This is a genomic window from Vibrio sp. V10_P2A27P122 (assembly GCF_963874335.1).
GTDB lineage: Bacteria > Pseudomonadota > Gammaproteobacteria > Enterobacterales > Vibrionaceae > Vibrio > Vibrio anguillarum.
Genome location: NZ_CAWNHY010000166.1, coordinates 18,250 through 30,805, shown reverse-complemented (window position 1 = coordinate 30,805; position 12,556 = coordinate 18,250). Strand labels below are relative to the sequence as shown.

4 protein-coding genes are annotated in these 12,556 nt (G+C 47.6%); 1 reads left to right on the top strand and 3 read right to left on the bottom strand.

Annotated elements, in window-relative coordinates:
• Positions 1-161: 161 nt before the first annotated feature.
• From vabF to vabH, 3 genes are all read right to left on the bottom strand, one after another.
• Entirely contained in the window at positions 162-8,648 is an 8,487-nt protein-coding gene (gene vabF, locus AACQ17_RS07805) for a vanchrobactin non-ribosomal peptide synthetase VabF (protein WP_094147315.1), read from the bottom strand.
• Between the two features lie 105 nt (positions 8,649-8,753).
• Positions 8,754-8,948 (bottom strand): MbtH family protein, encoded by a 195-nt coding sequence (locus AACQ17_RS07800; protein WP_013857274.1) that lies wholly within the window; start codon positions 8,946-8,948, stop codon positions 8,754-8,756.
• A 21-nt stretch (positions 8,949-8,969) separates the two neighbouring features.
• Complete coding sequence (gene vabH, locus AACQ17_RS07795) at positions 8,970-10,310, bottom strand: vanchrobactin esterase VabH (RefSeq protein WP_094147316.1); 1,341 nt, start codon at positions 10,308-10,310, stop codon at positions 8,970-8,972.
• Between the two features lie 164 nt (positions 10,311-10,474).
• Here vabH and fvtA point away from each other — a divergent pair, with 164 nt between their 5' ends.
• Positions 10,475-12,556 carry a TonB-dependent siderophore vanchrobactin receptor FvtA gene (fvtA, locus tag AACQ17_RS07790; protein ID WP_094129656.1) on the top strand — a complete coding sequence of 694 codons (2,082 nt, stop codon included), beginning with the start codon at positions 10,475-10,477 and terminating at the stop codon, positions 12,554-12,556.

The following is a 12,556-nucleotide window of genomic DNA, read 5'->3' as shown; positions in this document are numbered from 1 at the left end:
CTGAAATGTGGGTTGTTTTTCAGTAGGCTAAAATCTAAAAATATATTCTTTATATTCATACTATTATCTATTCAAACCAGAATGTAATGCTTTCAAAACATCGCGAAAATTAAGACGAAACCAGCCTTGATAAGCACTGGTTTCGTCGATGGTGGTTTTTGTTATTTTTTCAGTGCAGCCTTCGACTCCAGCAGCGTATTTAAACATTCGCCAATCTGGCGTACATTTTCTGGGGCCAAGATATCTTCATGTGAACAATCAAACTGATGCTTAATCAACTGGCCGACAAAAGATTGCCAATGAGCATCAATATCATAACCATCTGGCACGGTACGCTGCGCCACGAAAAGGTGGGCCGGACCTTGATAATCAGACGTTTGTGCCTGTGCAAGTAGACGTACCGCATCTTCATAGTTAGCGGTAATCTCATTGAACATCGCCAAACGTTGCTCATCTAATTCAATATCGGTTAGCTCATTGATGGCCAGAAACTGCTCTTTTTCACGCTCAATTTCGTACTGCTCTTCTTCATCCATCGGGCCATCCCAGTTCTGACCTTCCGGTGGATAGGTATCCAATAACCCTAAAAAGTGCACCTCTTCACCCTGCTGTTGAAGCTTCGCGGCCAATTTTTGTGCCACAATCCCGCCAAATGAATAGCCTAATAGATGGTAAGGTCCAAATGGCTGTACCTCTCTTAAGACGGGTAATAAACGATCACACACTTCTTCCATCGTTTCACTGGTCGCCATCGCTCCGCCGGGCCGAGGTGATTGCAAACCATAAATGGGATAATGTCCTGTCAGATATTTAGGTAGCCCTGTGTATTGCCAAGCAAAGCCAGAAGCAGAGTTGACACAAAAAAGTGCTGGACCACTTCCGGCACGGATAGGCAGCACTTCGCCAAAACCAGCTAAGGTTGGGTCGTTAAAAGCATCTTCATCCAGTAACAAACTCGCCAGTTTCTCCACCGTAGGATTGACCATGATTTGACCCACTGTGACAGGTAGGTTTAGCGCTCTTCGAATATCTGCCGCTAGTTTCATCGCCAGCAGTGAATGCCCGCCGAGCGTAAAGAAGTCATCATCAGCAAACAGTGTTTCGACAGCCAATACTTGAGCAAATAAGGTCACCAATTGTGTTTCAAGGCCCGGATGAGCCTTGCGCCCTACCCGTACTGCGAGGTCATTTGGCCGCGGTAATGCTTTTTTATCTAGCTTACCGTTGGCGCTAAGCGGATAGTGATCCAGTAACACGATAGCCGCCGGAACCATATGGGCTGGTAAATGTTCGGAAAGTTCAGCGCGTAGCTTCTCGCCATTCGTTACGCTCATATCATGCGCGATGACGTAACCGATAATTTGCCGTTCATCAGCGCCTAACATACCTGAATGAGTAGAGAGCGTCTGAGCACAGACCACCGCTTGTTTTACCGCAGGAAGTGCCTGTAATGCGCTTTCAATTTCACCCAGTTCCACACGCTGCCCGCGAATTTTTATCTGATCATCACTGCGTCCTAAATACTCAATCGAGCCACACGCTAACCAACGTACGACATCACCAGTGCGGTACATTCGCTCGCCACAAGTAAACGGATTGGCGATAAACCGATCTGCCGTTAACGCACTGCGATTAAAGTAACCGATGGCTAATTGCTCGCCAGCAAGATAGAGCTCGCCCGGCACACCGATTGGTACAGCTCTTAAAAAGCTATCGAGCACATAAACTTGGGTGTTCCATACCGGTAAACCAATCGGTGCACTACGGCCAACGCTTGCGTTTAATGCCTCGCCGTAAGCTGGATAATAAGTCACGTCAACCGCCGCTTCCGTCGGGCCGTACAAGTTATGCAGTGGTGCATTAATTCTACGTGCGTACTGATGGCAGAGCTCTTTCGCAAGCGCTTCACCTGAGCAAAATACTTGCTTGAGGCTTGGTGCTACGGTGAAACCCGTTGGGTGAGTTGCTTCAATTGAGGCCATGAAAGCTGCCAGCATTGAGGGTACAAAGTGCATCGTGGTCACGTGATAATCGTCAATTATTTGCAATAACCATTCAGGGTCTTTATGCGCTTCAGCCGGAGCCATCACTAAGCTCGCCCCTTCCAGTAAGGGCCAGAAAAACTCCCACACGGAGACATCAAAACTGCACGGCGTTTTTTGCAATACCACATCCTCAGAGTTCAAGGGATATTGGTGCTGCATCCACTTCAATCGGTTGACAATCGCTTGATGAGAAACCAACACCCCTTTTGGGTTACCCGTTGAACCTGAAGTGTAAAGCAAGTAGGCCGCATTTGAGGGGGTAAGCCCATCTGCGCGGTTCTGCCGCTCTGCGCGCACGGGGGCTGGTAACTTATCCAGCAACAATAGTGTCGCTAAACCTTCAAAACGTGAGGTGAATGAAGAGCAAGTGATGATCAGCGCAGGCTTAGCATCATTGATCATGTAGGCCAAGCGCTCATCTGGATAACCAACATCCAACGGTAAATAAGCCGCACCACATTCGATAATACTGTAGATCGCCAAGCTCAAGGTTGCGCTGCGTGGCAAGGCAACAGCAACAATATCCCCGGCCTTAACACCTTGCTGAATCAGCAAATCGGCAATGGCGGCCACCTGCTCAGCCAGTGCTTGATAGGTAAAACGGTGCTCACTATCAATTAAAGCCAACTGATGTGGAGAACGTTGTTGCTGCGTGATCATCAAATCACACAGTGTCGTGCGTTCAACGGCGGTTTTGGTCTGGTTGACGCGTTGCTGCAATTCAATTTCGCCACTTAACCGCAGATCCCATTCAGCGAAAGGCTTATCACTCGACACCATAAACTCATCCAGCATTTGCTCAAATCGTTGTACGATCTGTTTTGCTACGCCGACTCGGTCTCGATATTCAAACAGGATATGCAGTTGCTCTCCCGGTAAGACGAGAATGGTTAATGGATAATGGGTATAGCCACGATTGTGGATAGCCATTAATTTCGCGCCGCTAAAATCTTGCTGGTACCAACGGCTATGATCTGGATAGTTTTCGACCACCAGCAAAGTATCAAAGAGTGTTTTTCCACCCACCAGTTGCTGGATCTCACCCAAGCCAAGTTCATCGTGCTCCAGTAATTGGATTTGGATCGCTTGGTGCGATTTTAATTGCTCACTCAAACTAAGGTGAGGTTGCAGTGTCACACGGACAGGCACGGTATTACTGAATAACCCTATCTGTTCATCAATACCGGCAATACGACTGAACCGACCAGAGATTGGCGTACCAAAAACCACCTCTTCGCGGCCCGTCATGCTGGCGAGAATACTCGCCCAAAGGCCTTGCATTAAGGTGCTCATGGTTAAGCCATGATGTCGTAAACACTGATTTAACTGATCCGTTTTATGCTTTGATAGCCATAACTGATGCTCGTTAACTTCCTCGCTAAGTGGAATATCATCAAAAGCCATACACGGCTGAACATCAGCTAATACTTTGCGCCAAAGCTCGGTCGCAACAGTTTTATCGCGCTGCGTTAGCTGGCTCACAACGTGAGCATAACCGACGGTTACCGGAGGTAAGTTCGAGACCCCTTGGGCGTATGCACTAAGAAAATCATTCAATAAAATCGGCGTTGACCAGCCATCGACCACCAGATGATGTGCTGAAAGGAGCAGTGTGCTTTGCTGATCGCCATGAAAAATCAACTGGGCCTGCAACAGGCTGTGGGTAGGATCGTTAAGGTCAAACTGGCGGCTCAGCTCTTGCTTCTCTAACTGATCAATCAACGCGCTTTGCTCATCACCACTCATATTTGTTATGTCATAACGTGTCAGTGGCCAGCTTGGGTTAACCTGCGTCATCACCTGTACGGTGCGCCCTAATATCGAACTATCAAATCGAGCGAGCAACTGCGGATGACGCCTAATCACCGCATTAAGCGCTTCGCTCACGCGATGCTCAGACAGTTGACCTTGGAAAGTAAGACGCGTGGTGGAGTTATAACTGCTATTTTTATCCCCTAATTGAGATTGGAACAGTAATCCTTCTTGTAAAGGCAATGCTGGTAGTACATCCGCTAACTTGCCATAGTGGTGTTGCAATAGGCTCGCTTGTCGCAGTGTGATTCCCGGCTCGGTATAGTCAGCAGGTACAGAGAGGTCCAACTCAGCACTATCGCCAACTTGTAGCGCTTGCTGTATTTTGAGCAGCTCACTTTCAATCTGTTGGCTCAGCGACACCATTTCCTGTTGGCTGAACAGATGAGCATTCCAAGACCAGTTGAGCACCAATCGCGGCGTTGCCGATTCTTCGACGAAAATATTTAGCTCTAAGGGATGCTGCAAAGCACGTTCACTGTTTAAGGTGACGGCAAATGTATCGGCAAACTGCCCACTATATTGCTGTGGTGACCACTGACCATCGCTGCTTTGGAAACGGCCAAGGTAATTAAACAGCAATGACGGTTGGCGTGTATTCGCCAACGTGCGTAACTCATCTCGATACGGATTATCAAGATAGCGCAGCACCATATAACCTAGCCCTTTATCTTTCACACTGCGCTTACTTTGCTTCACTTCACGTAACCGCTCGCGGTAATCAGCATGCTTTGGCACGCTAATGATCAACGGATATTCGGTGGTAAACCACCCTAGGGTTTGATTGAGATCGATCCCCTCTTTACACTCTTCACGGCCATGAGATTCGACGTTCACTTTAATCTCTTCACACCCATAAAGTCTTGCGATCGCCCCCGTAACCGCGGCTAATAGCATCTCTTCAATATCGAGATTCATCTGGTGTGTGGGTAATTCAAATAAAGGCTGCGTAACGGCATGAGAGAGTGGCGTACGCCAATGCGTCATGCGTATTTTATCGACAGTATCCTTGATGGGAGCAACAGCACGCTGTGCCTGCGCTCGCCAAAATGGCATTTGCGCAGCAGCGACCGCTAAATGTTGATACAGCGCTTTTGACCAACAATGGATACCGGTAACCTCCTCAGAAATCACCGCCACTTCACCTGTGACTTGTGCTTGAGTTAATGCCTGCAACTGCGGAAGCAATATTCGCCAAGAGACACCATCGATAAGGAAATGGTGAGCAAGGATCATGAGACTTTTACGCTCACTGCGCTCCGTTATCATCACCAAGCGTAATAGCTGACCCGATGATATTGACATCGACTGACTGCGCTGGCTAAACAGACTGTCCAACACGTTGCCATCTAGCCTCTCAACCGAAACCGATTCAACCCAGTTTTTTACATCAAGATTTTGCAGCGCCTCAATATGGTATTGCTGCTCTTTTTGGACCAAGCGACACACGGAATGGTTGGCGACCAGTTGCACTAAACTGGCTTGCAAGTGCGCTAATTGGGTTTCGCTTTCCACCTCAACAAGCACACTTTGCACATAACTGGTTGTATTAGAAAATGTCTCCTCAAACCATTGCCACATAGGCAGAGGCCGAATAATGCCTTCTTGTTTCTCGCGCTGTTGCTGCTGTAGTGGCACCATTTGGCTCGCCATCATACCCAGTTGACGGGCTGCAAAAATAGCTTTGGGTCGTAGATCATAGCCCGCCGTTCGCAATCGCGTCCCAAGGCTCATTGCCGAAATACTGTCCCCGCCTAGGTTAAAGAAGTCATCTGACATTCCTACGTCACTGACACCGAGTAGCTCGGTGATCGCATCACATAACAGCTGCTCTGGCTGGGTTATTGGGGCCACGCGTTCGCTACGCGTGCCTGCCGAGTACTTAGGGAGCGCTTTTCTATCGATTTTCCCATTCACATTCAAAGAGAAAGCATCCAAGATCATCACATTGGCTGGCTGCATATAGTCAGGCAGCGCCTGTGCGATAAGACTTTGCAGTCTTTGCTCTGTGAACGTGGGTTGAACTGACTCACCCTGAGCCCCTTTTTCCAAAGTACAGTAAGCCAATAAACGATGAGTATCGCCAACAGGCTCTGCCACGACTACCGTCGTATTAACACCATCAATCGCATTAATAGCGCTTTCTACATCGCCCAATTCAATACGAAAACCGCGAATTTTGATTTGGTGATCACACCGGCCAACAAAATCCAGTAGCCCATTGTCTCGCCACTTCACCAAATCACCAGTGCGGTACATTATCTTGCCATACGCAAAGGGGTTCGCCACAAAACGTTCTGCTGTCATACTTGGCTGGTTGAGGTAGCCCTTTGCTAACCCCGCACCCGATAAATAAAGCTCACCCACCTCACCAATAGCGACAGGCTCTAAATTTTCATCAAGCACGTAAACACAAGCACCGGCAATGGGTCGACCAATGACAGGCGATGCATCTGCATCAAGCGAAGCGCTGATCGCATCAACCGTAAATTCGGTTGGTCCATAAAAGTTTTCCACCAGCAGTTCGGGAAACTCACTCACACGTGACCAAAGCTTTTGTGGTATGGCTTCACTACCAATCAAAACTAACGTCGGCACGTGATCGCTCGTCATTAATCCACTATCGAGCATTTGATCAAACAGTAAAGGCGGTAAATCAAGAGCATCGATATTATCTTCAGCAACACACTGAACCAGTTCGTAGGCGTCTTTCCGTTGTTCATCGTCATACAAATACATAGTATGGCCAGACAACATCCAGAGTACTTGCTCCCAAGAAGCATCGAAGGAGAATGACGTCGTATGCGCCGCACGAACAGTAATAGCTTGTTCTGGTAACTGACGACGTGTCGCCAGTTTGCTGATGGCCGCAGAAAAAATCGAACCTTGATGGGAGCGCAGTAAATTCAACAGCGCTCCATGTGTGTTCATGACTCCTTTGGGGTGGCCAGTCGAACCTGAAGTAAAGATGATATAAGCCACGTCGCCGTGGCTGATCGTCGGTTTGGGTTGTGGCGCTGTGTGAATGCGAGCCAATTCAGGAAGAGCAATAAACCTAGGGACGTAGCTTATCGATGAATAAGCCATGTTTTGCTCATCCTCCTCCACAACTAAGCACCAAGGGCGTGCTTGTTCAACAATCGATTCAATACGTTCAACGGGATAATCAAGATCGATAGGCAGGTAAATCGCACCCGCTCGCAAAATCGCTAGCATAGTCACGACGCTTTCAGGCCCACGTCGTAACGCGACACCGGCAATATCACCTTGGCGCAAGCCCGCGGTAATCAGTTGATCCGCTCGAGTTTCAATGAGGTGATTGAAGGCATCAAATGTCCAACGCTGCTGTTTAAACACCAAGGCATCTTCGTTTGGCTTGCTCTCAACAGTCTGCTGCCATACATCCAGCACAGTTTGCTCTGTTTCATGTTCATGTTGTGGCCCCACCGACCACAAAGCAATCTGCTGCTTCTCGCTCGGCGGGATTAACTCTACCAAATCAAGTGGCTGTGTTGGATGGTTGGCAATCTGCTCTACCATCGCAACCAAACGAGCGGCATGAAGTTCTAATGACTCTTGGCTATATTTGGTGCTGTTGGCCGTGATATTAACACTCAGTGTCTGACCATCGAGCACTGGCGAAAATTCAATCTCATCAATCGGACCTGCCGAGAGGATATGTGTCTCAGTCTCTACGCCAGATAAACTCAGTGCAGCTTCAAAGGGTTTAAAGTTGAGTATCGGGCCATAGAGCGGCTGGCCTACTAATCCCAAATCACGCTGGATCTGCTCAGCGTCATACATCTGGTGGCGACGAACTTGGCGGATGGTTTTATTCATCTCTCGCGCCACATCAATAATGCTCATTTGTGGATGAAGTGACAGCGCCACCGGCAGTACATTCACTACCGCACCAGCGGCACAAGTGGCGGCATTGCCCATTCGGCGCATAAAGGGGACACCCACACACACTTGCTCTTGCCCAGAATGTAAATGGAGATAAGCAAATACCATCGCCATCGCAAGCTCGGCGGGTAACAACTGTGGACTATAGCGAGTTAACCACTCTCCACCGATTAATGGCACGGTGTGAGTGATGGTGCTCGATGATGTATTGGCTGCGCTACCTGTGGTGAGCGAAATAACATTGGGTAAATGAGCCGCTTGCGTTTGCCAAAAGTCGTACGCCTGCTGGCGCGCTGCTGAGTCTAAAAATTGCTGATATTCCTGAATTACATCACTAAAAGCGCTGAACTCTTGAGGTTTCGCAGCGCCAATCCGCCAATGGTTATAAAGTTGGCAGATGTATTGACTGATGGCGTTCACACTGAACCCATCCACGTCAATATGATGGTAACGTTGATACCAAAACCATTGCGGTGCATTGCTTGAACCAACATCAATTAAACAGTGTCGGAAACGCCTCTTTCTTGATGAAATGTCCAACCGCTGCGCAAGATCGTGCTTCATCCACTCCCGAGCCGACTCTTCTGGCAAGGCGGCTTGTGAAAAGTCGAGGATTTCAAGCCACTGCCCTTCTTCATCCGCTGGATAAAACTGCTGCCTCACGCTGCCATCGCTCTCTAAATAATGGCAGTGAAGGGAATCAACGCCTTGCAAGCCGATGGCTACCGCGTTTGAAAATAACTCAATATCGATTTGACCTTGAATCACCACGTAGTGGGTAACATTAAATTGCTCTGGATTGGGCATCATCTGCTCGGCAAACCAAATACCTTGCTGTGTGCCGATAAGAGGCCACTGATCCTCTTGCACTGATGAGTTGTACATCTCTTTATTCCTAACAAAAGTCATTGCCTATGTCCCTTTTTGTTACCCCGCTTAACAAGCATGAATGAACAGCGCCGCTATTGCAGGAGTCAAAACTCGTTTGGTTTAAGCTCGAATATCTAACCACTGAGCTTCGATGTAGTTGCAACACTCTTGTTTTGACCTCGGTCCAAGGATGGCTTGCCAACCAGCGGGAATGGCTTTGAATTCTGGCCATAAACTGTATTGATTATGCGAATTGATCAGCACTAAAAATTGGTGCTTAGATTCATCAAAAGGGTTGGTGTATTTTTCTGACATATTTCTCTCTACCGCTGAAAATTAAAGATAAGGTTCTAAAACATATGACAAGCCATCGATGATCCCGCCGCGCCAACAGAGTCGTTCGTGACCGCCGTCAAACAGACGAAATTGAATTCGATGCTGTTGTGAAGCCAACTGTTGGTATAGATCTCGACTTAAATCGATCATGATGTCTTCGCCGCTACCCACTTCGAGGAAAAGCGCAAGACGTGAATTGGCACCTAAACCTTGATGTACCTCTTGGCTCATTTTGCTTAATCGCGAGTCGCTTTTCGGTGGACAATATTCACTGGGGGGTTTAACGATCGAGAAATCGGGCCACCAAAATGAACCCGATTGACAAACCACAGAACCGAATCGCTGCGGCCAGTGTAATGCCGCGTACATTGCCGCTAAGCCTCCTAAACTCTGGCCTACGATCACCGTTTGGTCTGCATCGCGGGTTACTCTGACGCGCTCGTTAATCGAGGGGAGTAACTCCTCCATCACGGCTTGCCAAAAAAGCGGATTACAGCTGAGATCATCACTGCGTTGTTGAGCGCTAATTTCATCAATCAACACATAGAGCGCCGCTGGAAGCTTTCCACTGTGGGTCGCCTGTGAAAGAGCCTCATAAACTGGCATCGATTGAGACCAAAAACGGCCATCCAGCATCAACACCAAGGGTAACGGCTCAGTGGTGGGTCTTTGCGCAGTCGAATAAAGCCAAATCTCACGCGATGTACCGAGCAAAGTGCTGCGCCAAGTAAAGGTCGAATCAGCACTTTTGAAGCACTGACCTTGCGCTGAATCGAAACCGAGCCACTCTGTTTGCGTAAGCGCTTTAGGCATATGACAAGGTGTTTTCGCGCGCCCCCACTCGCATTTTGACAAATCATTTTGAGCCAGTGGATCAGCGCAACTCAGTGGAAAAATGGAGCGTAGCCATTGCCGATGTTGGTGGCGCATTGCATCGTATGAACCTTGGTAACTTGGCTGCACTAACGCTTCTGGGACAGGAATAAAAGAATACCCTCCTCGCCAACTCTGTTTGACGCTATCGATATAAAACCACACATCGGTATTATCGATATGAGTAAACTTCGCCATCGAAAAACTGTGATGATCGGTGACACCATTAATATCAACGTAGATCGCTTGATTTGCGGCTACACTCGGCTTCGGCTCACGCCATAAAAAAAGAACCTTTGCACATTCGCCATTTATTTCAATCACATAAGGCATGCCGATCGATTGCACATGTGCCCACCAAGGCTCGTCACCAATAGAGCCGCCCTCTTGAATAAAACGGGCCAACACCCCATTGAGCTCAGCCCTCTCTTGTGAGCTCTCCTGATTAACAATCATTACTAAAACCACCCCATATCAAGCCTAGTATTTTTGAAACATAGAAACTAAGTAGCATAAAACTGCATTGATGATATTGCAAATAATAACAATTATCATTAACATTACAACCAGCAACAGTTGATTTGATAATGGTTGCAGCAACATCATTTTTTCTATTAAGGAACTTTTAGGTCATGAAGCCCATGGATATGAATAACGGTAATGGTAAGGCAGTCAGAAATATCAATAAGACTCAACTCGCCACACTGATTGGCATCCTCTGCGTGAGTACTAGCGCAAATGTTGTCGCGGAACAGCTCGAAAAAAAAGAGCCACAGAAAAAGCAGGATACTGTGGTTGTGGTAGGTGAGAAATTGGGAGGAACACTGGCCGAAAACACCAGTTCGCTCACCCTATTCACCGATGAAGTGGATGATGGTGAAAGCCGAGATTACTACGATCTGCTCGACCGCGTACCAAACGTACTCAATGCACCGTCGGGCATTCCACACATTCGTGGGGTTGATGGACGTGGCCCTGGCGAAGGTTTTCTGACCTTCATGACAGGCGCAACACCGCGCGTCAATACCACGGTAGACGGCGTGTCTGAATCTTGGTCTGGAGAAGCGTTTGGTAAAGCTGGACTGTGGGATACAGAACAAGTGGAAGTCTATAAAGGGCCGCAATCCACCAACCAAGGCCGCAATAGTATTGCTGGTGCAGTTGTGATCAAAACTAAGGATCCAACGTTCCACCGTGAGGGTAAAGTTCGCGCTGGTTATGAAAATGAAGACAGTAAATATCATCTCGCAGGGGTCGTGTCGGCACCTCTGGTTGAAGATACTTTAGCGTTTCGTCTTGCCGCCGAAGGTACCAAAGGCAATACCCCTATAGATTACTCTCTGCCTAACGGCGATCAGTACCCTTGGGATCCTTCCGAGCTCGAATCCTATAATGTCCGTGGTAAATTATTGTGGAAACCTCAAGGAAATGACAAGCTAACAGCCAAGCTAACGGTTGGTAGCCGTAATGAAGAGGGGCAATACACCAACTTCGTTACCAAGCCGGGCACACTTGAACTGCATAGCAAAAGTGGCACGCGTCGCCAAGAAACCAAAAGCTGGAATATCAACCTAGACGTCAATTATGTGATTAATGATGAACTGACAACGGATATTTTAGTCGCCCATCGTAACTACACCACCAAGTTCAAAGCTTACCCTCTAACTGACTGGTATGGTGATGTGGATGAAGATAACTACACTGCAGAAGCAAAGCTTACATATCAATCAGTTGATGGAAAGTACAATGCGATTCTAGGCCTAGCCAGCTTCTTCAAAGATCAATACACCGAAACAGATTCATTAAAACGTAAAGATGAAGTTTTAACCAACTCAATCTACTTTGACTCAAGAATTCGTTTGGATAATCGCTGGCAGCTATTATTAGGTGCACGTTATGAAAGAGATGAACTGAAGCGAGATTTCGATCACGCTACCCTACCACTCGATTTTAAAGCCGATGAAGATGACGGCATCCTATTGCCTAAGATTGGTCTATTACTTGATGTCTCAGATCACTCCACCCTCGGTCTTACGGCCCGTAAAGGCTACAATGCCGGTGGATTAGGCTATAACGAGTACAAAGAAGAAGTTTTTGTTTTTGAACAAGAAAAAGTCTGGAGCTACGAGCTAAGTTCTCGTTCAAGCTTCCTGGATGACAAGCTGGATCTGACCGCTAACCTGTTCTACAACGACTACAAAAATTATCAAACTTCGGTCTCAGGTGACAGCGGAAAACGCTTCGACACCTATATCACCAATATACCGAAAGGGAAAACTTACGGTACGGAAGTTGAAGCCTCTTACTGGTTTGATTCTGGGCTCGACCTGTTTGCGTTTGTCGGTCTTCTTAAAACGGACATCAGCGAAGGACCAACCGGTACCTCTACCAATCTCTCAGGCAATGAGTTCAGTTACGCTCCTAAACTGTCTGCAGGTGCGGGCTTTACTCAACACTTAGATTCTGGTCTATTTTTTGGTGCTCGTGTTAACCACGTTTCCGATTACTATACCGATTTAGCCAACACAGAGAGTAAAACGGCTGGCGATTACACTGTGTTCAATCTGAATGCAGGTTACACTCTCAACGATTTGACTATTCGCGCTTACGTGAAAAACGTCACTGATGAAGAGTACGTGATTCGCCAGAAAAGTGATCTCTACGAAGTCGGCGGTCCACGCACCTTTGGCATAGTCGCTGATTACCAGTTCTAG

Bases quoted from the DNA above. Each gene is read 5' to 3' on its own strand.
- AACQ17_RS07800 (WP_013857274.1), bottom strand. From the start codon at position 8,948: ATGTCAGAAAAATACACCAACCCTTTTGATGAATCTAAGCACCAATTT.
- vabF (WP_094147315.1), bottom strand. From the start codon at position 8,648: ATGTACAACTCATCAGTGCAAGAGGATCAGTGGCCTCTTATCGGCACA.
- fvtA (WP_094129656.1), top strand. From the start codon at position 10,475: ATGAAGCCCATGGATATGAATAACGGTAATGGTAAGGCAGTCAGAAAT.